Source organism: Skermanella rosea, from assembly GCF_016806835.2.
Taxonomy (GTDB): Bacteria; Pseudomonadota; Alphaproteobacteria; order Azospirillales; family Azospirillaceae; genus Skermanella; species Skermanella rosea.
Window position 1 is genome coordinate 4,004,277 of sequence record NZ_CP086111.1, and the last position, 21,157, is coordinate 4,025,433.

Sequence of the window (21,157 nt, forward strand, 5' to 3'; positions counted from 1 at the left end):
CCAGCGCCGTGGCCATGCCCCCGATGTCAGCCAATCTCGATGCCGACGACCTAGCCGATCAACTGCGTGTCGAATTCAAGGACGATGCGCAGGATCGCCTCGATATCGTTTACCAGACGCTGGACAAGCGCCAGAACGACACCCTGTCGGACGAAGAGGCGCTGATGATCCTCCGCCGCGAGGCCAGCAAGCTTCGCGGTATCGGCGCCTCCTGCGGGTTTCCCCTGGTCAACCTGATGGCCCACCGGCTGGAGACCTATCTGGGGGGCAATCTCACCCGGCTGAACGAGCGCCAGATCGAGGACGTCACGCGGTTCGCCGACCGCCTCGCCCAGGCCGTGGACCGGGAAGAGCTTCCCGACGTCGCGACGACCAACCAGATCATCCGCTCCCTGCCCGTCCGCTACGAGTTCGACATAACCGACATCGAGGTGCACGACGTCGAGATCATGCTGGTGACGCCGTCCAAGGTGGTGAGCAAGCTGGTCAGCACCGAGATGGCGGCCTGCGGTTTCCGCACCGTCATCGTCCGCGACCCGATCGAGTCGATCGCGCTGGCGGTTCGCATGCCGCCGGACATGATCATCGCGTCGGCGGTGATGGACGGACTGGGCGGGCTCGACCTGCTACGCGGCCTGCGCGCCATGTCCCCCACACGGGACGTGCCGATGGCGCTGCTGACCAGCCTCGACACCGTCATCAAGGATGTGCCGGACGGGATCGCGGTGATCCGGGTCGGCACCCATTTCGGCGACGACTTCGCCGGGGCGATCACGCGCTTCAACCTGGGCTGACGGGTCCGTTCATTTCCACTGGCCGCAGCACCTCTTGAACTTCCGGCCGCTGCCGCAGGGACAGGGGTCGTTGCGGCCGACATACCGGTACGGATTCAGGACGGTCTGCTGTCCGCCGAGGCCGATGGACGGCATCCCCGGGAAAGCCATGGCGGGAGAGCCGGGAGCATCCCACCCGGCCAGCGCCGGCTCACGCTGTCGCAGGGATTCGGCGATCCGGACCACCTCCTCCTCGATATCCTCCTGGTCGATGTCCTCCCGGTCTGCTTCGGATTCCGGGTCGTCGCGAATCGTCCAGCCCCGGAGTTCGGAGACGATGTCGCCGAACGGGCGGTACTCGTCGCCGATCCCGGCCATCACCTCCCCGGCCTGGGCATCGGCGAGCATCCGCTCGAAGTCCTCATGGGAGAGGAACTGCGGATCGATGATCCCGGCGCAGAAACTCTGCTCGACCGCGCCGCGCAGGTCGGAAAAGCCCAGTTGGGCGATCAGTTCAGCCCATCCGGACGATACGAGCCCGTTCGGGTCACCGGCCAGATTGCCCTCCAGCCGGCGGAGATAATCCGCCATGGCCGGCCGTTCGATCCGGCCGGCGACCGTCAGCATTCCCATGGTGTCGAGCATGCGGCGCCTGACCTGGCAGTCCGCGGCCGGATTCTCGATCAGGTCCATCAAGGGCGCCGGATCGCCGTCGAACAGGTTGAACATCACGCGATGGATCGTGAAGGCCACGGCATCGCCCAGCAGCATGTCGAGCCTCTCGACGTCCCGTGCCAGCAGGTCCGCGACCGCTCGATAGGCCGGGGTGGCTCGCCACGAGCCGAGCAGATGCACCGCCAGGAACACCAAGCCGTCCTCCCCGGCCAGCGCCGGCATCGGCGCGTCGGCCGACCGGGCCACGACCCCGATCAGGACCGGGACCATCTCGTCGCGCCGGGACGTGGCTTCGCGAACGGCTTCGGCCGGAACGCTCGTCGCTTCCCTGAGTGCAGCGATGATCTGCTGGCTCTCCATGGCTTCCCCCTTTGCGCCAGCCGCAGTTTAGCAGCAAGCCGGCCGGGGTGAAGTCCCTCGCGACATTTATCCTCAACTTGCGCAGTGTTGCCGCCACATCATGCGGTACGCCGCTTCCAGGCCGCGGGTGAATGCCGCACCGTCGCACAGGAGTGAGGCGGCCATGCGGCCGCGCAGGCCGGACCGCAGCGCGGCGAGGGCCTGGCGGTCCCGCGACAGATCGGCGGCGATCCGCACATACTCGTCGGCATCGGCCGCCGCCCACTCCGGGTGGCCCAGCACCGTGACGTGGCTCAGGCTGTGGCGGGAGCAGAATCGCCGGCCCGGCAAGGTGACGACGGGCACTCCCATCCACAGCCCCTCCAGGGTCGTGAGGCCGCCCGAGTAGGGAAACGGGTCCAAGGCGATGTCGACTCCGGCGTAGGCCTCCAGCATGTCCGCATGACCGCCGCCCTGCGCCAGTTCCAGCCGGTCGGAGCCTATCCCGGCAGCCCCGAACCGCGCCGCGACACGGTCGCGCAGGTCGGGGCACCGGAGTTCCCGGGTACTGAGGAGCAGCCGGCTGCCGGGTACCGCATCGAGAACCCTGGTCCACAAGGCGATCACGCCATCCTGGATCTTGGCGAGCCGGTTGAAGCAGCCGAAGGTGACATGGCCCGAACCCAGGGCCGGCAGCGGTGCCACGGGCGGGGCATAGGCGGGCGGCCCATAGGGGACGTATCCCCCGGGAAGCCGGAAGATCCGTTCAGTATAGAACTCCTCCGTCCCGGCCGGGCATTGCCGCGGGTCGCCGATCAGCCAGTCCATGGCCGGAAGGCCCGACGTGCCGATCAGCCCGCCCCAGGTCGCCAGGACCGGAGCCGGAGTCCGGGCGAACACCCCAAGGCGATTGTGGGCGGTATGGCCCGAGAGATCGACCAGCAGGTCGATCCCGTCGGCGCGAATCCGCCCGGCCAGCGCCGCGTCGTCCATACCGACGGTCGAGACCCAGGAATCGCAGTGCCGGCGCAGATGGTCGGTCACCTCATCCTCGACCACCCGGCCCGAGTAGGCATGGATCTCCACCGCCGCCGGATCATGGTTGGGCAGGACCGGCGAGAGGAACCAGCCGACCGGGTGCTTTCCGAAATCGGCGGAGACATAGCCCACGCGGAGCCGCCGGTCGGAGTCGCGCCCGCGATCCGGTCGCGGTTCGGCGAGGCTGGACAGACTGGAACCCCAGGCCCGCAGTTCCGCGGCAAGGTCCCGGTCGTCAACTGTGGGGGAAAGATGGAGGGCGTAGAGCCGGTTCTCCGTGGCGCCGCGATGGTCCGGCTCCCGTCCGATCACCCGGGCGTAGGTGGCGACGGCGGCATCGGGATCGCCGGCATCGATCAGGACGTTGCCGAGCTGCAGCAGCGCCGCGGCATCGGCGGGGGCGATCGCCGCCGCATGGCGGGCGGCGCGCTCCGCCTGCCCGATCAGGCCCGAGGAGGCCAGGACGATCGAGTGCACGACATGCGTTGCGGCATGGTCGGATCGGGCAGCAACGGCGCGGTGGGCGAGCGCCAGGGCCTCCTCGGTCCGCCCCAGGCGACTCAGGACGATGGCGAGGTTGGCAAGGGCGTCGGCCTGCTCCGGTGCCGTCAGCACGGCGCCCTCGAGCACGCCGGCGGCATCGTCCAGTTGCCCGGCCTCCATCAGGGCGCAGCCGAGATCGTTCAAGGCGAGGGCATCATCGGGCGCCAACCGGGCCGCCGCGCGGTAATGGACAAGCGCGCCGGGCCGGTCGCCTCGCTTGTCCAGGAGCAATGCCAATGCCCGCCGGCCGTCCGCCGACTCCGGGCACAGGTCCACCGCCCGCTCCAGCAGGTCGAGCGCCTCGCCGGCTTGTCCCTGCTGGTGGCGCAGCAGCCCGAGGAACCGGAGCAGATCGGGATGGCTGGGATGGACGGCGAGGAGGCTTCGGTAAGCGGCCTCCGCCTCCTCCAGCCGGCCGGCGCGATGGAGCGCCAGAGCGTCGTCCAGGCTCATGGCCGATGCCGGTTCCATGCCCCTCTCCTCCCCCACACGGTCGAATGCGAACGGAAAAGGCCGCCCCGGTTTCCCGGAGCGGCCTTCTTTCCATGCCTGGCGTCGGACCCGCGGCTTACGCCACGTTGGGCCGGCTTTCCGGCAGGCCCGGCATGACGCTCTCGCTGCCATCGTGCTCGATCGGGGTGGTTTCCCGGTCGCGCTCAGCGGCGATCTGCTTCAGGCGGTTGACCACCGAACCGGTACCGGCCGGGATCAGGCGACCGACGATCACGTTCTCCTTCAGGCCGTCCAGGTTGTCCACGCGGCCCGAGACGGCGGCCTCGGTCAGCACGCGGGTGGTTTCCTGGAACGACGCGGCGGAGATGAACGACTTGGTCTGGAGCGAGGCCTTGGTAATGCCCTGAAGGACAGGGCGCGCCTTGGCCGGACGAAGCTGGACGCCGTCGGCGCCGGCTTCCGCGATGACCTTCTCGTTCTCGATGTCGAACTCCTGACGGTCCACCTGCTCGCCCACCAGGAAGGTGGTGTCGCCGGCGTCCTCGATCTCGACCTTCTGCAGCATCTGGCGGACGATCACCTCGATATGCTTGTCGTTGATCTTCACGCCCTGGAGCCGGTAGACCTCCTGGATCTCATTGGTGAGGTAGGCGGCCAGCGCCTCCACACCCATGACCGCCAGGATGTCGTGCGGCACGGGGTTGCCGTCCATCAGCAGGTCGCCGCGCTGGACATAGTCGCCTTCCTGGACCGAGATGTGCTTGCCCTTGGGGATCAGGTACTCCTTGGGCTGCTCGCTCTCGTCGTTGGGAACGACCACGATCCGGCGCTTGGTCTTGTAGTCCTTGCCGAACTCGACCCGGCCGTCGGTCTCCGAGATGATCGCGAAGTCCTTCGGGCGGCGGGCCTCGAACAGCTCGGCCACGCGCGGCAGACCGCCGGTGATGTCACGCGTCTTGGAGCCTTCGCGCGGGATGCGGGCCAGCACGTCGCCCGCCCGCACGCGGGCGCCGTTCTCGATCGACAGGATAGCGTCGACCGACATGTAGTAGCGCGCCTCCATGCCGTTCGGCAGCTTGACCACGTCGCCGGTCTCGTCCCGCAGCGTGATGCGCGGACGGAGGTCGGCACCGCGGGGCTGCTGGCGCCAGTCGACCACCACCTTGCTGGAGATGCCGGTCGCCTCGTCCATGACCTCGCGGACGGACACGCCCTCGATCAGGTCGACGTAGTTGGCGATACCCTCGCGCTCGGTGATGATCGGCAGGGTGTACGGGTCCCACTCGGCCAGCTTGCGGCCGCGCTCGACCTTCTCCTCCTCGGCCGCCAGCAGCTTGGCACCGTAGGGAATACGGTGACGCGCCTTCTCGCGGCCCTGGTCGTCTACCAGCACCAGTTCGCAGTTCCGGCCCATGACGACCGGCACGCCTTCGGAGTTCAGAACCACGTTGCGGTTCTTGATCTGAAGGGTCGCGTCGAACGCCGCCTCGACCGAGGACTGCTCGGCACCGCGCTGGGCGGCACCGCCGATGTGGAAGGTACGCATGGTCAGCTGGGTGCCCGGCTCGCCGATCGACTGCGCCGCGATGACGCCGACCGCCTCGCCGACGTTCACCAGGGTGCCGCGGGCCAGGTCGCGGCCGTAGCACTTGGCGCACACGCCGTCGCGGGTGTGGCAGGTCAGGACCGAACGGATCAGCACCGAGTCGATGCCGGCCTGCTCGATCTTGTCCACCAGCGCCTCGTCGATCAGCGCGCCCGCGTCCACGACGACCTCGCCGGTCAGCGGGTTCTTAAGCTCGACGGCCGTGGTACGGCCCAGGATGCGGTCGGCCAGCGGCGCGATCACCTCTCCGCCCTCGATCACGGCCTTGACGGTGATGCCGTCGGTGGTGCCGCAATCGACCTCGACGATGATCGCGTCCTGAGCCACGTCGACCAGGCGGCGGGTCAGGTAACCCGAGTTCGCCGTCTTCAAGGCGGTGTCGGCCAGACCCTTACGGGCACCGTGGGTGGAGTTGAAGTACTCCAGCACGGTCAGGCCTTCCTTGAAGTTCGAGATGATCGGCGTCTCGATGATCTCGCCCGACGGCTTGGCCATCAGGCCGCGCATGCCGGCCAGCTGCTTGATCTGTGCCGCCGAACCACGCGCACCGGAGTGCGCCATCATGTAGACCGAGTTGATGCCCTGGCCCGGACGGTCCTTCTTGATCACGTCCATCATGGCGTTGGCCACCTTCTCGGTGGTTTCCGACCAGACGTCGACGACCTTGTTGTACTTCTCGCCCTGGGTGATCAGGCCGTCCAGGTACTGCTGCTCGTACTCCTTGACCCGCTCCTGCGCGTCGGCAACCAGGGCCTGCTTCTCCGGCGGGATGACCATGTCGTCCTTGCCGAACGAGATGCCGGCGCGGCAGGCATGGCCGAAGCCCAGCTTCATCAGCCGGTCGGCGAAGATCACCGTCTCCTTCTGGCCGCAGTGGCGGTAGACCAGATCGATGACGTTGGTGATCTCCTTCTTGGTCAGCAGGCGGTTGATGACCGCGAACGGGACCATCTTGTTGCGCGGCAGGATCTCGGACAGCAGCATCCGGCCCGGCGTGGTCTCCACGCGCACGGTGGTCGGCTTGCCCTCGTCGTCGATCGTCCTGTAACGCGCCTTGATCTTGGCGTGCAGGCTGACCGCCTTCGCGTCCAGCGCCTGCTGGATCTCGCCGATGTTGGCGAAGGCCATGCCCTCGCCCTTCTCGCCGTCGCGTTCCATCGTGATGTAGTACAGACCCAGGACGATGTCCTGGCTGGGCACGATGATCGGCTTGCCGTTGGCGGGCGACAGGATGTTGTTGGTCGACATCATCAGGACGCGCGCCTCGAGTTGGGCTTCCAGCGACAGCGGCACGTGGACCGCCATCTGGTCGCCGTCGAAGTCCGCGTTGAAGGCGGTGCAGACCAGCGGGTGCAGCTGGATCGCCTTGCCCTCGATCAGCGTCGGCTCGAACGCCTGGATGCCCAGGCGGTGCAGGGTCGGCGCGCGGTTCAGCAGGACCGGATGCTCGCGGATGACCTCCTCGAGGATGTCCCAGACCTCCGGCCGCTCCTTCTCGACCATGCGCTTGGCCGCCTTGATGGTCGAAGCCATGCCGTACAGCTCGAGCTTGGCGTAGATGAAGGGCTTGAACAGCTCAAGCGCCATCTTCTTCGGCAGGCCGCACTGGTGCAGCTTCAGCTCCGGGCCGACCACGATGACCGAACGGCCGGAATAGTCGACGCGCTTGCCGAGCAGGTTCTGGCGGAACCGGCCCTGCTTGCCCTTCAGCATGTCGGACAGCGACTTCAGCGGACGCTTGTTGGCGCCCGTGATGACGCGGCCGCGGCGGCCGTTGTCGAACAGGGCGTCGACGGCTTCCTGCAGCATGCGCTTCTCGTTGCGCACGATGATGTCAGGCGCCTTCAGCTCGATCAGCCGCTTCAGGCGGTTGTTCCTGTTGATCACGCGGCGGTACAGGTCGTTCAGGTCCGAAGTCGCGAACCGGCCGCCGTCGAGCGGCACCAGCGGGCGCAGTTCGGGCGGAATGACCGGGATGACGTTCAGGATCATCCATTCCGGCCGGGAGCCGGATTCCTGGAACGCCTCGATCAGCTTCAGCCGCTTGACCAGCTTCTTGCGCTTGGCCTCGGAGTTGGTCTCCCGCAGCTCGTCGCGGCAGGTGATGCGCTCCTGCTCCAGGTCGATCTGGGACAGCATGTGGCCCAGCGCCTCGGCGCCGATCTTGGCTTCGAACGCGTCGTCGCCGTACTCTTCCTGGGCGGAGATATACTCCTCCTCGCCGAGAAGCTGGTGAAGCTTCAGCGGGGTCAGGCCGGGCTCGACCACGACGTAGTTCTCGAAATAGAGGACCCGCTCCAGATCCTTCAGGGTCATGTCGAGCAGCAGTCCGATGCGGCTCGGCAGGGACTTCAGGAACCAGATGTGCGCCACCGGCGAGGCCAGCTCGATATGGCCCATGCGTTCGCGGCGCACCTTGGACAGGGTGACCTCGACGCCGCACTTCTCGCAGATGATGCCGCGGTACTTCATGCGCTTGTACTTGCCGCACAAGCACTCGTAATCCTTGATCGGACCGAAGATGCGGGCGCAGAACAGCCCGTCGCGTTCCGGCTTGAAGGTACGGTAGTTGATGGTCTCCGGCTTCTTGATCTCGCCGAAGGACCAGGAGCGGATCCGCTCGGGGCTCGCGATCGAGATACGGATCTGATCGAAGCTCTGCGGGCCCTGGACCTGGCCGAAAATATTCATCAACTCGTTCATGAACCTCTCCCCTGAGCGGGGCCGGCCCGGTGGGCCGGCTGAGAGCGGCGGATGGAAATCACGGGTATCCGCCGTCTGATTATGTCTCGAACAGCATTCCGCCGGTCATGACCACAAGGCCAATGCGCGGCGGTGATGTTCCGGGTGGAAACGGACGGGGGCGGCTCGCACCGCCCCCCTGCCCCGGTCCGCCCGGATCAGTAGGCCCTTTGGTTCAGCTCGACGTTCAAGCCGAGCGAACGCAGCTCCTTGACCAGCACGTTGAACGATTCCGGGATACCGGCCTCGAAGTTGTCGTCGCCGCGGACGATCGCCTCGTAGACCTTGGTACGACCGGACACGTCGTCCGACTTGACCGTGAGCATCTCCTGCAGGGTGTAGGCAGCGCCATAGGCTTCCAGCGCCCAGACCTCCATCTCGCCGAAACGCTGCCCGCCGAACTGGGCCTTGCCGCCCAGCGGCTGCTGGGTGACCAGGCTGTAGGGACCGATCGACCGGGCGTGGATCTTGTCGTCCACCAGATGGTGCAGCTTCAGCATGTAGATGTAGCCGACGGTCACCTTGCGGTCGAACGGCTCGCCGGTCCGGCCGTCGATCAGCGTGCTCTGGCCCGACTTGTCCAGGCCCGCCATCTCCAGCATCCGGCAGATGTCGTCCTCGCGCGCCCCGTCGAAGACGGGAGTGGCGAAAGGCACGCCGATCCGCAGGTTGCCGGCCAGTTCCAGCAGTTCCTTGTCCGACAGGTCGGCGACGTCGGTGTCGTAGGCCCTGCCGTAGACCGCCTTCAGCTTCTCCTTCAGGTCGGCGATGACCTTGGTCATGCCGTCGTCGGAGCTGCGCTTGGCCGCCGAACGGTAGGTCTGGACCATCTGGTCGATCTGGCGCCCGAGCCCGGCCGCGGCCCAGCCCAGGTGGGTCTCCAGGATCTGCCCGACATTCATGCGCGACGGGACGCCCAGCGGGTTCAGCACGATGTCGACCTGGCGGCCGTCTTCCAGGAACGGCATGTCTTCCTTGGGAATGATCTTGGAGATCACGCCCTTGTTGCCGTGCCGGCCGGCCATCTTGTCGCCCGGCTGGAGCTTGCGCTTCACCGCGACGAAGACCTTGACCATCTTCATCACGCCCGGCGGCAGCTCGTCGCCCCGCTGCAGCTTCTCGACCTTGTTCTCGAAGCGGGCCTGCAGGGCGTCGATCGAGTCGTCGAACACCTTGCCGACCTGCTCGATGGTCTCCATCACCTGCTCGTTCTCGACGCTGATCTGACGGGTCTGGCCGCCGGTCAGGGGGGCGAGATCGGCTTCGGTGATGTCGGCGCCGGTGCGGAAGCCCTTGGGGCCGCTGACGGCCTTCTGGCCGATCAGGAGCTCGCGCAGGCGACCGTAGAAGCTGCGCTCCAGGATCTTGCGCTCGTCGTCGCGGTCCTTGGCCAGACGCTCGATCTCGGCGCGCTCGATCGCCATCGCGCGCTCGTCCTTGTCCACGCCGCGGCGGGAGAAGACGCGGACCTCGACGATGGTGCCGGCGACGCCCGGCGGCAGGCGCAGCGACGTGTCGCGCACGTCGGACGCCTTCTCGCCGAAGATGGCGCGCAGCAGCTTCTCTTCCGGCGTCATCGGGCTTTCGCCCTTCGGCGTCACCTTGCCGACCAGGATGTCGCCCGGCTTCACCTCGGCACCGATATAGACGATGCCCGCCTCGTCGAGGTTCTTCAGGGCCTCTTCGCCGACGTTGGGGATGTCGCGGGTGATCTCTTCCTGGCCCAGCTTGGTGTCGCGGGCCATGACCTCGAACTCCTCGATATGGATCGAGGTGAAGACGTCGTCGCTCACGATCCGCTCGGAGATCAGGATCGAGTCCTCGAAGTTGTAGCCGTTCCAGGGCATGAACGCGACCAGCACGTTCCGGCCCAGGGCCAGCTCTCCCAGCTGGGTCGAGGGGCCGTCGGCGATGATGTCGCCGGCCTGCACCCGGTCACCGACACGCACCAGCGGGCGCTGGGTGATGCAGGTGTTCTGGTTCGACCGCTGGAACTTCAGCAGGTTGTAGATATCGACACCGGGGGCGGCCGTGTTGGTCTCCTCGGTGGCGCGGATCACGATGCGGGTGGCGTCGACCTGGTCGATCACGCCCGACCGGCGGGCCGCGATCGCCACGCCGGAGTCGCGGGCGACGGTCGCCTCCATGCCGGTGCCGACCAGCGGCGCGTCGGACTGGATCAGCGGCACCGCCTGGCGCTGCATGTTCGAGCCCATCAGCGCGCGGTTGGCGTCGTCGTTCTCCAGGAACGGGATCAGCGCCGCGGCGACGGACACCAGCTGCTTCGGCGACACGTCGATCAGGCTGATCGCCTCGGGGCGGAACATCAGGTACTCGCCGCCCTGGCGGCAGGACACCAGGTCCTCCACGAAGCTGCCGTCCTCGTTCAGCTCGGCGTTGGCCTGGGCGACCGTGTAGCGGCCCTCCTCCATCGCGGAGAGATAGACCACCTCGTCCGTCACCTTGCCGTCCACGACCTTCCGGTACGGGCTCTCGATGAAGCCGTACTGGTTGACGCGGGCGTAGGTGGCCAGCGAGTTGATCAGGCCGATGTTCGGGCCTTCCGGAGTCTCGATCGGGCAGATGCGGCCGTAGTGCGTCGGGTGCACGTCGCGCACCTCGAAGCCCGCCCGCTCGCGGGTCAGACCGCCCGGGCCGAGGGCCGACAGGCGCCGCTTGTGGGTGATCTCCGACAGCGGGTTGGTCTGGTCCATGAACTGGGAGAGCTGCGACGACCCGAAGAACTCGCGCACGGCGGCGGCCGCCGGCTTGGCGTTGATCAGGTCGTGCGGCATGACCGTGTCGATCTCGACCGAGCTCATGCGCTCGCGGATCGCGCGCTCCATGCGGAGCAATCCTACGCGGTACTGGTTCTCCATCAGCTCGCCGACCGAGCGGACGCGACGGTTGCCGAGATGGTCGATGTCGTCGATCTCGCCCCGGCCGTCCTTCAGCTCGACCAGGACCTTGAGGATCGAGAGGATGTCCTCCTTGCGGAGCACCCGCATCTGGTCGTCGGTCTTGAAGCCGAGGCGCGCGTTCATCTTGACGCGGCCGACCGCGGACAGGTCGTAGCGCTCCTGGTCGAAGAACAGGCCGTTGAACAGAGCTTCCGCGGACTCCAGGGTCGGCGGCTCGCCCGGGCGCATGACCCGGTAGATGTCGATCAGCGCGTCTTCGCGGGACGCGTTGCGGTCCGCGGCCATCGTGTTGCGGATGTACGAGCCGACATTGATGTGGTCGATCGCCAGCACGGGGATCGAGCTGACACCGGCCTTCTCCAGCTTCTCGATGTCCATCAGCGACAACTCGTCACCGGCCTCGTGATAGACTTCGCCCGTCTTCTCGTTGATCAGGTCGGCGGCCAGGTACCGGCCGGCCAGTTCCTCGGTCGCGACGAGTTGCTCTTCCAGGCCCTGCTCGACCAGCTTGCGGATCGCCCGCGGGGTCATCTTGGTGCCGGCCTCGGCCATCACTGTGCCGGTCTTGGCGTCGATCAGGTCGCCGACCAGCTTGATGCCCTTCATGCGATCGGCGTTGAACGGGGTCTTCCAGCCGTTGGCCGCCCGCTCGTAGACGATGCTGTCGTAGAAGGTGCCGAGGATCTCCTCCTTCGACATGCCCTGCGCCTCGTAGGGCTGCAGGCCCTGGGGTCCGCGCTCCTCGCGCAGCGCTGCCGTCTCCGCGCTGTCCAGGGCGAACAGCAGCGTGGTCGCCGGCAGCTTGCGGCGGCGGTCGATACGGACGAACACGAGGTCCTTGGCATCGAACTCGAAGTCCAGCCAGGAACCGCGGTAGGGAATGACGCGGGCGGCGAACAGGTACTTGCCGGAGCTGTGGGTCTTGCCCTTGTCGTGGTCGAAGAAGACGCCGGGGCTGCGGTGCATCTGGCTGACGATGACCCGCTCGGTGCCGTTGATCACGAAGGTGCCGTTCGCCGTCATCAGGGGCATGTCGCCCATGTAGACGTCCTGCTCCTTGATGTCGCGGATCGAACGGAGGCCGGTTTCCTCCTCGACGTCGAAGACGCTGAGGCGCAGGGTCACCTTGAGCGGAGCCGCGAAGGTCATCCCGCGCTGCTGGCACTCTTCAACATCGTATTTCGGCTGTTCCAGCTCATACTTCACGAAGTCGAGCACGGCGCGGTCGGAGAAGTCCTTGATCGGGAAAACAGACCGGAACACCTCCTGCAGGCCCACATTGCCGCGGCGCTCGGGCGGGACGTCCATCTGGAGGAAGTGATCGTAGGAGCTCCGCTGCACCTCGATGAGGTTGGGCATGCGGGTTACCTCGGGGATCCTCCCGAAGCTCATGCGAACACGCTTACGTCCCGTAAAGGATTTGGCCATGGATGCCCCTCGTAGACTCATCCGATTTTGCGTCCCCAGGGGACGCGAAACGGTGCCGCAGCCTTTCCGTTAACCTTACGGAAGGTTGCGCACCGTATACTGTGTCATGTCCGTCGCCATACGCTGCGCGGCAGACACCGGGCACCATATGACTGCCGCCAGAAAATGCATACAACGCCGTTCGACGGCATGCCCCCTTTCGGGGGGCAGGCCGTCGTCAAGCGCTTGAATATGAACTCTGTCGTTCAGCAAGACGGTCTTACTTAATGTCGACCGTCGCGCCCGCTTCTTCAAGCTGTTTTTTGATCTTGGCGGCCTCGTCCTTCGACACGGCCTCCTTGACCGGCTTCGGAGCGCCTTCCACCAGGTCCTTCGCCTCCTTGAGGCCCAGGCCGGTGATGGCGCGGACTTCCTTGATGACGTTGATCTTCTTGTCGCCGGCGGCGGAGAGGATCACGTTGAACTCGGTCTGCTCTTCGACCGGTGCTGCGGCGGCGGCCGGAGCAGCGGCAGCGGCGGCCACCGGAGCGGCGGCGGAAACGCCCCACTTCTCTTCGAGCATCTTGGACAGCTCGGCCGCCTCGAGGACGGTCAGAGCGGACAGGTCGTCAACCAGCTTGGCCAGATCAGCCATTTTGAACTCCGTTTGAGCTTGAACTTCTGTTTAGATCGTAAGGAGGCTTAAGCCGCCTCGTCCTGCTTGTTCTGGGCATCGGCGTACGCCGCGAGAACGCGGGCCACCTGGCCACCCGGAGCCTGAAGCACGCCGGCGATACGGGTCGCGGGAGTGCTGATCATGCCCAGGAGCTTGCCGCGCAGTTCGTCGAGCGACGGCAAGGACGCGAGCGCCTTGACACCTTCGACGTCGAGGGTCTGGGTGCCGAGAGAGCCGCCGACAATCTTGAACTTGTCGTTGCCCTTGGCATAGTCGGCGGCCACCTTGGCGGCCGCGACCGGGTCCTTCGAGTAGGCGACCGCGGTCGGCCCCTTGAACAACCCGTCCAAACCTTCGAACTGCGTACCCTTGAGGGCGATGCGAGCGAGCCGGTTCTTCGTCACCTTGAAGCTGGCGCCCGCAGCGCGCATCTTGCGGCGCAGGTCCGTCACCTCGGCCACCGTCATCCCGCTCTGCTGGGTGACGACGACGAGACCGGTGTCCTGCAACGCAGAGTGCAACGCCGCGACCGTCTCTTCCTTCTGAGTGCGGTCCACGGATCGTCTCCGTTGCTAAATGGCCTGGGCACCCTCGACCTTGAGGAAGCCCCTGCCGTGCAGACAATTGGAACCCCTCCCCGGGTGAGTGGGGGAACGGTCCCGGTTTACCTGTCCCAGAAGTTCAAGCCGTCAGTGCCGGCCGGGGCTTTACCCGTCCGGTAATCGGTTGCAACTCCCGTCTATGCAGGCGAATCTTAGGCCGGCGAACCGGCGCCTGCAGTCTCGGACAGGGCGGACGGTGCGGACACCGTCCTGACGGCGGCGGTTCCGGTCGCCCGGTCCCGCCGCCATGTCCCTTACGCGTTGGCGGTGGTGCCCGCCGTGGCGATGGTCGAGAGGTCCAGCTTCACGCCCGGACCCATGGTCGAGCTGAGCGAGATCTTCTCGATGTACTGGCCCTTGGCGCCCGTCGGCTTGGCGCGGTTGATCGCGCCGACGAAGGCCCGGATGTTCTCCAGCAGCGCGTCGTCGCTGAAGCTGGCCTTGCCGACGCCCGCATGCACGATGCCGGTCTTCTCGGCGCGGAACTCGACCGAACCGCCCTTGGCCGCCTTGACGGCCTCGGTCACGTTCGGGGTCACCGTACCCAGCTTCGGGTTCGGCATCAGGCCGCGCGGACCCAGGATCTTGCCGAGCTTGCCGACCACGGCCATCATGTCCGGGGTGGCGATGCAACGGTCGAAGTTGATCTCGCCGGCCTGGATCTTCTCGGCCAGGTCATCCGCACCGACGATGTCGGCGCCGGCCGCCAGGGCCTCCTCGGCCTTGTTGGCTCGGGCGAACACCGCGACGCGGACGGTCTTGCCCGTGCCGTTCGGCAGGGTGACCATGCCGCGGACCATCTGGTCGGCGTGGCGGGGGTCGATGCCCAGGTTCATCGCGAGCTCGATGGTCTCGTCGAACTTGGCGGTCGCCTTGGACTTGATCAGCCGGAGGGCGTCTTCCAGCGGCAGGAAGCCGTCGCGGTCGATGCCCTGGTAGGCGTTCTTGAGGCGCTTTCCGATACGTGCCATGGTCTCTTACTCCACCACTTCCAGGCCCATGGAACGGGCGGAGCCCGCGATCATCTTGGCGGCGCCGTCAACGTCGTTGGCGTTGAGGTCGACCATCTTCGTCTGCGCGATCTCGCGGATCTGATCCATCGAGATCTGGCCGATGAAGCCCTTGCCGGTCGTCTGCGAGCCCTTGGTGATGTTGGCGGCCTTCTTGATGAAGTAGGTCGCCGGCGGGGTCTTCGTGACGAAGGTGAAGGTACGGTCACCGAACGCGGTGATCACGACCGGGATCGGCATGCCGACCTCCAAGTCAGCGGTCCGCGCGTTGAACGCCTTGCAGAACTCCATGATGTTCAGGCCGCGCTGACCCAGCGCCGGACCGATCGGCGGCGACGGGTTGGCCTTGCCGGCCGGCACCTGAAGCTTGATGTAGCCGATAATCTTCTTTGCCATCGTGATACCTCTCCAAATGGTCCTCGGAGGACCATGTCGCAACCCTCGGAACAGTCACCGCAGGGTTGCAGGGCGCGCGGTACGGCCATGGCGAGCCTCCCGCACAAATCAGCCGGGACGCCGTGGCGTTCCGACAAACGGAACGCCGGAGCGTCCCGACACCGGGATCAGATCTTCTCGACCTGCCCGTATTCCAGTTCCACCGGGGTGGAGCGGCCGAAGATCGACACCGCGACCTTGAGCCTGGCCTTTTCCTCGTCCACTTCCTCGACCATGCCGGTGAAGGAGGTGAAGGGGCCGTCGTTGACCCGGACCTGCTCCCCGACCTCGAAGGTGATCGACGGCTTGGGCCGCTCGATGCCCTCCTGGACCTGGTAGATGATCCGCTCGGCCTCGGACTGGCTGATCGGCTGCGGCTTACCGCCGCCGCCCAGGAAGCCGGTGACCTTCGGCGTGTTCTTCACGAGACTCCAGGTCTCGTCGCTCAGTTCCATCTTCACCAGGACATAGCCGGGAAAGAACTTCCGCTCGGCGTTGACCTTGGCGCCCCGGCGGACCTCGACCACTTCCTCGGTCGGCACCAGGATTTCCTCGAACATCTCGGAGAGGCCCTTCTGGGCGGCCTTCTCGCGGATGCCCTGCGCGACCTTCTTCTCGAAGCCCGAATAGACGTGAACGACGTACCAGCGCATCGCCATGGCTTCAGACCCCCAGGCCGAGAATCGTGCGGACGCCCAGCGCCAGCACCTGATCGACCAGCAGGAAGAACAGGGACGCGGCGATGACCATCACGAACACCATGCCGGAGGTGATCGTCGTTTCCTTGCGCGTCGGCCAGGTAACCTTGGCCACCTCGCGCCGGACTTCGCGAGCGAATTCTGCAGGGTTCTTTTTAGCCATCGCGGTTGGGCCGCCAGTCTCACTTAAGTACAGCCGTCGCCATCGAGGCGCCGGCCAGAAATTCAGATCGTCACGGCCTTTGCCGTCATCGCCTGCTCGGATGTCCGCCTGCCAAGAGTGGCAGGAGTGGAGGGGCTCGAACCCCCAACCCCCGGTTTTGGAGACCGGTGCTCTACCAATTGAGCTACACTCCTACAGCGCCCGTCCGCCGGACGATGCCCCTGTGCCGAAGACGATGATGCCTCAACTCCGGGGCGGCGGGGGGTTTTAACGGATCCGTCAGAAACAATCCAGCGAAAAGGCCGCCGCCGGAGAATTATTTTCCGGCGGCGGCCAGATCCGTGGAACCTTACTTGATGATGCTGGCGACGACGCCAGCGCCGACGGTGCGGCCGCCCTCGCGGATGGCGAAGCGGAGGCCTTCGTCCATGGCGATCGGGGCGATCAGGGTGACGGTCATGGCGACGTTGTCACCGGGCATCACCATCTCGGTGCCTTCCGGCAGCGCCACCATGCCGGTCACGTCGGTGGTCCGGAAGTAGAACTGCGGACGGTAGTTGGTGAAGAACGGCGTGTGCCGGCCGCCCTCTTCCTTGGTCAGGATGTAGGCCTCGGCCTTGAACACGGTGTGCGGCGTGATCGAGCCGGGCTTGGCCAGCACCTGGCCGCGCTCGACGTCCTCGCGCTTGGTGCCGCGCAGCAGCGCCCCGATGTTGTCGCCCGCCTGTCCCTGGTCGAGCAGCTTGCGGAACATCTCGACGCCGGTCACGGTGGTCTTGACCGTGTTCTTCAGCCCGACGATCTCGATCTCCTCGCCGACCTTGACGATGCCGCGCTCGACGCGGCCGGTCACCACGGTGCCGCGGCCCGAGATCGAGAACACGTCCTCGATCGGCATCAGGAACGGACGGTCGACCGGACGCTCCGGCTGCGGGATGTACTCGTCCACCGCCGCCATCAGCTTCAGCACGGCTTCCTTGCCGATCTCCGGGCTCTTGTCCTCCAGCGCCATCAGCGCCGAGCCGTGGACGATCGGAATGTCGTCGCCGGGGAAGTCGTAGCTGCTCAGCAGCTCGCGCACTTCCAGCTCGACCAGCTCCAGCAGCTCGGGGTCGTCGACCATGTCGACCTTGTTCAGGAACACCACGATCGCCGGGACGCCGACCTGGCGGGCCAGCAGGATATGCTCGCGGGTCTGCGGCATCGGGCCGTCGGCCGCCGACACCACCAGGATCGCGCCGTCCATCTGCGCGGCACCCGTGATCATGTTCTTCACGTAGTCGGCGTGGCCCGGGCAGTCGACGTGGGCATAGTGGCGGTTGGCCGTCTCGTACTCGACGTGCGCCGTCGAGATCGTGATGCCGCGGGCCTTCTCCTCCGGCGCCTTGTCGATCTGGTCGTACGCGGTGAACGTCGCACCGCCCGTCTCGGCCAGAACCTTGGTGATCGCCGCCGTCAACGAGGTCTTGCCGTGGTCGACGTGACCGATCGTGCCGATGTTGCAGTGCGGCTTGGTCCGCTCAAATTTCGCCTTCGCCATCGCTCTTTCTGTCCCCGCGGCTTTAGCCGACATCCATCCGAAGATCAAAAACCAAAACTTACCGGAGCCGGCGGCCGTCGTCGTCGAGGAATGGAGCGGGTGAAGGGAATCGAACCCTCGTCACCAGTTTGGAAGACTGGAGCTCTACCATTGAGCTACACCCGCCCGAACCATTTCCTGACGGCGCCATCGACACCGGTCTGCCGATCCCGGCCGGAGGATCCGGCCCTGATGGCAGAGATGGTGGAAGGGGCTGGATTCGAACCAGCGTACGCTATCGCGGGCAGATTTACAGTCTGCTGCCTTTAACCACTCGGCCACCCTTCCAACCGCCCCGGTCGCCCGGGACGGAGATGCGCACTATGGTAATTTCGCTCCCAATGTCAACGGCTAAAGATGGCCGAACTCAACGCTGGCGTCGTAATTCGAGCCGGGGCAAAGTCGGTTCCATCATGACCAGACGCAAGCCGCCCCGCCCCGCCCATCCCGCTTCCCAGACACCCGGCCAGCCGTCCGGCCACGCCGCCGGCCAGCCCGGCCGCCGGCACAAGCCCGGCGGCGCCCAGTCCGGCCGTCCCGGCCTGCTGTTCGGGCTCCACCCGGTCGCCGCGGCCTGGACCAACCCGGACCGGCGCTGCACCCGCCTGCTCGCGACCGAGGCGGGACTCGCGAGCCTCGCGGGCGCCCTCGACCAGGCGCGCGCCGCCGGGCTTGAGCGGCCCAAGCCGTCGGTGGTCGAGCGGACCGAGTTGGACCGCCTGCTGCCGCCGGGCGCGGTCCACCAGGGACTCGTTCTGGATGCCGCCCCCCTGCCGGAGGTCGACCTGGAGGACATCGTCCGGCAGGGCTCGATGAAGGAGAGCGACGTCATCGTCGTGCTGGACCAGGTGACCGATCCGCACAACGTGGGCGCCATCCTGCGTTCCGCGGCAGCCTTCGGGGCCAGCGCGGTGGTCCTGCCCGACCGCAACGCGCCCGAATTGACCGGCACGCTGGCGAAGAGCGCTTCGGGCGCCGCCGAAGTCGTGCCGCTGGTGCGGATCGTCAACCTCGCCCGCTCGCTGACCGAGTTGCGCGAGGCCGGCTACTGGTGCGTCGGGCTGGACGAATCGGGTGCCAGGACGCTTGCCCGGATGGACCTCAAGGGCCGCGTCGCGCTGGTGCTGGGCGCCGAGGGCAGCGGGCTTCGGCGCCTCACCATGGAGCGCTGCGACGAGATCGCCCGTTTGCCGACCGGCGGGCCGATCGGCAGCCTGAACGTGTCGAACGCCGCGGCGGTGGCGCTCTACGAACTGGCCCGGCTTCGCTGAGCCGGCATCCTACCGGGACAGGTCGATCCGGTACTTGGCGAAGCCGTCGCCGGCGTCGCCGAGCGCGCTGATCCTGCTGCCGGCGGGGATCGCCTCCTTCGCCTTCGGCGAGGAGGGGAAGGTCACCACCGCGTCGCCGCCGATCGGGCTGAGCGACCAGTTCCCCTCGGACGCCGGGTCGATGGTCCTGCGGTCGAAGATGTAGTTGACCAGCGCCGTGCGGTTCTCGTCCGGGGCCTCCAGGATGATGTTGGAACCGTCGAGGCCCGGGAATTTGCCGCCGCCCCCGGCGCGGTAATTGTTGGTCACCACGACGAACCGCCGCGACTCGTCGATCGGCCGGCCTTCGAAGGCCAGGTCCCTGATGCGGTGCGAGGCGGGCGCCACGAGCTTGCCGTCGCCGTCGTAGCGGGCCGGCTGCGACACGTCGATCCGGTAGGTCACGCCGTCGATGACATCGAAGTTGTAGCTGGGGAACGAGGGGTTCAGCAGCGGCTGCTCGCCCGCCTGCGCCGGGTCGATCCGGTTGAACGCGCCGGCCGACATCTCCAGCCACTGCCGCACCTGGGCGCCGGTCATCACGACGGCGCGCAGGGTATTGGGATAGAGATAGAGGTCGGCCGCGTTCCTGATCGCGATCCGGCCGGCCGGAATGTCGGTGTAATAGTCCGGCCCGCCGCGGCCGCCGGCCTTGAACGGCGCTCCGGCCGACAGCACCGGCAAGCCTTCGTACTCCGTGCCGGCAAGCATCCGCTTGGCGTACCAGACCTGCGCGTTGGTCACGATCTGGACGGAAGGGTCGTCCTGGACCAGGGCGAAATAGCTGTTGATCGGCGCCGTCGTCTCGCCGATCGGCTGCCGGACATAGGCCAGCGTCGCCTCGTGGTCCGCCTTCAGAGCCTCGACGATGGCGGGGTCCGACTCGACCAGCGCCACCTTCCGCTTGTCCCGGGTCTCCCAGATCGGCCTCACGGAGGAAACCGCGTCGGCGACCGACCACTTGCCGCCTTCCTCCTTCAGCGTCAGGTCGATCAGGCCCAGGTGGCTGCCCCAGAAACCCGGCATCACGACGGGGACGCCGCGGACCTTGCCCTTGGCCATGTCGGTGTCGGGCAGGCCGGCGAAATCCGGGCCGGGAAACACCTTGTGCTGGTGCCCCGTGAGGATCGCGTCGATCCCCTGGACTCCGGCGAGGTACCAGGTCGCGTTCTCCTCCCCGCCGACCCGCGGCTCCGCCGACAGCCCGCTGTGGCTGAGGGCGACCACGATGTCGGCCCCCTTGGCGCGCAGTTCGGGGACATATTTCCGGGCGGCCTCGACGATGTCGGTGGTGACGACCTTGCCCTCCAGGGCGGCCTTGTCCCAGGTGGTGATCTGCGGAGTCACGAATCCGATGACGCCGATCTTCAGGGCATGGGCCTGCCCCGACTCGTCCACCACCTGCCGCGTCAGGATCTCGTAGGGCTTGAAGTAGGGCTTGCCGTCGCCGGCCCGCTCGACATTGGCGGCCACGATCGGAAAGTTAGCGCCGGCCAGGGCGTCGCCGAGGAAATCCAGGCCGTAGTTGAACTCGTGGTTGCCGACCGTGCCGGCGTCGTACTTCAGCAGGTTCATCGCCTTGTAGACGGGATGGACGTCGCCGCGCCTCAGGCCGCGCTCGCGGGCCACGAAATCGCCGAGCGGATTGCCCTGGATCGCGTCGGCATTGTCGAGCAGCAGGCTGTTCTGGGCTTCGTCCCGGGCCTTGGCGATGAGGGTGGCGGTGCGCGCCAGCCCGACCGTGACGTCCTCCTTGTCCGAATAGTAATTGTAGGGCAGCACGTTGACATGCAGGTCGGTGGTGCCGAGCAGCCGGAGCCGGACGGTAGCGTCGGCCAGGGCGCCGGTGGCGAAGCATGTGGCGGTCAGGCATGTCGCTGCGCCGAGGGCCAGCGCGGACAGGAAGCTTCTGCGGTCCATCTCATCTCCCGGAAGGGCGGAACGCGGGGCACGGACCCCACGCATGCCCATGGGTTACCGGCACCGGACGCCGGGCGTCAACCGGTCTGCTCCCCTTTCGCGCAGGGAGAGGAAATCTTCACCGCGGGCTTGTTCAGCAAGGCCCGCGGCGCTAGTCTGCATGCCGTTCGACCCGGGGCCGGCTTAGCACAGTGGTAGTGCAGCGGTTTTGTAAACCGAAGGTCGGGGGTTCAAATCCCTCAGCCGGCACCAGTCGAACACGGCGGC

General features: G+C 66.7%; 14 protein-coding genes and 4 tRNA genes. 3 read left to right on the top strand and 15 right to left on the bottom strand.

From position 1 onward, the window contains the following. The first annotated feature begins 23 nt into the window (after positions 1-23). The gene (locus JL101_RS18665; RefSeq protein ID WP_203096979.1) at positions 24-794 is read left to right on the top strand and encodes an Hpt domain-containing protein; all 771 of its coding nucleotides are present in this window, start codon (positions 24-26) and stop codon (positions 792-794) included. Between the two features lie 9 nt (positions 795-803). Here the strand turns inward: JL101_RS18665 and JL101_RS18670 are convergent, their stop codons facing one another. The 14 genes from JL101_RS18670 to JL101_RS18735 all read right to left on the bottom strand — a co-directional run bounded on the left by JL101_RS18670 (position 804) and on the right by JL101_RS18735 (position 17,948). Then, on the bottom strand, positions 804-1,808 hold the full coding sequence (locus JL101_RS18670) for a DUF1186 domain-containing protein (RefSeq protein ID WP_228434951.1): 1,005 nt from the start codon (positions 1,806-1,808) through the stop codon (positions 804-806). 72 nt (positions 1,809-1,880) lie between these two features. Beyond that, complete coding sequence (locus JL101_RS18675; RefSeq protein ID WP_203096978.1) at positions 1,881-3,839, bottom strand: O-linked N-acetylglucosamine transferase, SPINDLY family protein; 1,959 nt, start codon at positions 3,837-3,839, stop codon at positions 1,881-1,883. A gap of 97 nt (positions 3,840-3,936) precedes the next feature. Next, positions 3,937-8,130, bottom strand: a complete 4,194-nt coding sequence (gene rpoC, locus JL101_RS18680) for a DNA-directed RNA polymerase subunit beta' (protein ID WP_203096977.1) — start codon at positions 8,128-8,130, stop codon at positions 3,937-3,939. A gap of 197 nt (positions 8,131-8,327) precedes the next feature. Beyond that, entirely contained in the window at positions 8,328-12,518 is a 4,191-nt protein-coding gene (rpoB, locus tag JL101_RS18685) for a DNA-directed RNA polymerase subunit beta (RefSeq protein WP_203096976.1), read from the bottom strand. A 259-nt stretch (positions 12,519-12,777) separates the two neighbouring features. Further along, positions 12,778-13,152, bottom strand: coding sequence for a 50S ribosomal protein L7/L12 (gene rplL, locus JL101_RS18690; protein ID WP_201078608.1), 375 nt, complete (start codon positions 13,150-13,152; stop codon positions 12,778-12,780). A 47-nt stretch (positions 13,153-13,199) separates the two neighbouring features. Further along, entirely contained in the window at positions 13,200-13,730 is a 531-nt protein-coding gene (gene rplJ / locus JL101_RS18695) for a 50S ribosomal protein L10 (RefSeq protein WP_201078606.1), read from the bottom strand. Positions 13,731-14,029: 299 nt separating this feature from the next. Next, positions 14,030-14,746 carry a 50S ribosomal protein L1 gene (gene rplA / locus JL101_RS18700; RefSeq protein WP_203096975.1) on the bottom strand — a complete coding sequence of 239 codons (717 nt, stop codon included), beginning with the start codon at positions 14,744-14,746 and terminating at the stop codon, positions 14,030-14,032. Between the two features lie 6 nt (positions 14,747-14,752). Further along, the gene (gene rplK, locus JL101_RS18705; protein WP_201078602.1) at positions 14,753-15,181 is read right to left on the bottom strand and encodes a 50S ribosomal protein L11; all 429 of its coding nucleotides are present in this window, start codon (positions 15,179-15,181) and stop codon (positions 14,753-14,755) included. A gap of 167 nt (positions 15,182-15,348) precedes the next feature. Then, on the bottom strand, positions 15,349-15,879 hold the full coding sequence (gene nusG / locus JL101_RS18710; protein WP_203096974.1) for a transcription termination/antitermination protein NusG: 531 nt from the start codon (positions 15,877-15,879) through the stop codon (positions 15,349-15,351). Positions 15,880-15,883: 4 nt separating this feature from the next. Beyond that, positions 15,884-16,033 carry a preprotein translocase subunit SecE gene (gene secE / locus JL101_RS18715; protein WP_246148307.1) on the bottom strand — a complete coding sequence of 50 codons (150 nt, stop codon included), beginning with the start codon at positions 16,031-16,033 and terminating at the stop codon, positions 15,884-15,886. Between the two features lie 166 nt (positions 16,034-16,199). Next, positions 16,200-16,275: transfer RNA gene (locus JL101_RS18720), tRNA-Trp, on the bottom strand. 155 nt (positions 16,276-16,430) lie between these two features. Beyond that, positions 16,431-17,621, bottom strand: coding sequence for an elongation factor Tu (gene tuf / locus JL101_RS18725; RefSeq protein WP_201073040.1), 1,191 nt, complete (start codon positions 17,619-17,621; stop codon positions 16,431-16,433). Between the two features lie 91 nt (positions 17,622-17,712). Further along, positions 17,713-17,786 (bottom strand) — tRNA-Gly (locus JL101_RS18730). A gap of 76 nt (positions 17,787-17,862) precedes the next feature. Beyond that, positions 17,863-17,948: transfer RNA gene (locus tag JL101_RS18735), tRNA-Tyr, on the bottom strand. Between the two features lie 125 nt (positions 17,949-18,073). Between JL101_RS18735 and rlmB the strand changes: the two genes are divergently transcribed. Further along, positions 18,074-18,931, top strand: a complete 858-nt coding sequence (gene rlmB, locus JL101_RS18740) for a 23S rRNA (guanosine(2251)-2'-O)-methyltransferase RlmB (protein WP_203103932.1) — start codon at positions 18,074-18,076, stop codon at positions 18,929-18,931. Positions 18,932-18,940: 9 nt separating this feature from the next. On the opposite strand, the gene JL101_RS18745 is transcribed toward rlmB, so the two are convergent. Next, a complete protein-coding gene (locus tag JL101_RS18745) occupies positions 18,941-20,890 on the bottom strand; it encodes a bifunctional 2',3'-cyclic-nucleotide 2'-phosphodiesterase/3'-nucleotidase (RefSeq protein WP_203103934.1) in 1,950 nt (649 codons plus the stop codon). A gap of 177 nt (positions 20,891-21,067) precedes the next feature. Here JL101_RS18745 and JL101_RS18750 point away from each other — a divergent pair. Next, positions 21,068-21,142 (top strand) — tRNA-Thr (locus tag JL101_RS18750). Positions 21,143-21,157: the final 15 nt, after the last annotated feature.

What these genes read in the sequence shown, in the direction of transcription:
- JL101_RS18670 (WP_228434951.1), bottom strand. Translation starts at nt 1,808, where the DNA reads ATGGAGAGCCAGCAGATCATCGCTGCACTCAGGGAAGCGACGAGCGTT.
- rplK (WP_201078602.1), bottom strand. Translation starts at nt 15,181, where the DNA reads ATGGCAAAGAAGATTATCGGCTACATCAAGCTTCAGGTGCCGGCCGGC.
- nusG (WP_203096974.1), bottom strand. Translation starts at nt 15,879, where the DNA reads ATGGCGATGCGCTGGTACGTCGTTCACGTCTATTCGGGCTTCGAGAAG.
- rpoB (WP_203096976.1), bottom strand. Translation starts at nt 12,518, where the DNA reads ATGGCCAAATCCTTTACGGGACGTAAGCGTGTTCGCATGAGCTTCGGG.
- rplL (WP_201078608.1), bottom strand. Translation starts at nt 13,152, where the DNA reads ATGGCTGATCTGGCCAAGCTGGTTGACGACCTGTCCGCTCTGACCGTC.
- tuf (WP_201073040.1), bottom strand. Translation starts at nt 17,621, where the DNA reads ATGGCGAAGGCGAAATTTGAGCGGACCAAGCCGCACTGCAACATCGGC.
- JL101_RS18665 (WP_203096979.1), top strand. Translation starts at nt 24, where the DNA reads ATGTCAGCCAATCTCGATGCCGACGACCTAGCCGATCAACTGCGTGTC.
- rplA (WP_203096975.1), bottom strand. Translation starts at nt 14,746, where the DNA reads ATGGCACGTATCGGAAAGCGCCTCAAGAACGCCTACCAGGGCATCGAC.
- rpoC (WP_203096977.1), bottom strand. Translation starts at nt 8,130, where the DNA reads ATGAACGAGTTGATGAATATTTTCGGCCAGGTCCAGGGCCCGCAGAGC.
- JL101_RS18675 (WP_203096978.1), bottom strand. Translation starts at nt 3,839, where the DNA reads ATGGAACCGGCATCGGCCATGAGCCTGGACGACGCTCTGGCGCTCCAT.
- rlmB (WP_203103932.1), top strand. Translation starts at nt 18,074, where the DNA reads ATGACCAGACGCAAGCCGCCCCGCCCCGCCCATCCCGCTTCCCAGACA.
- JL101_RS18745 (WP_203103934.1), bottom strand. Translation starts at nt 20,890, where the DNA reads ATGGACCGCAGAAGCTTCCTGTCCGCGCTGGCCCTCGGCGCAGCGACA.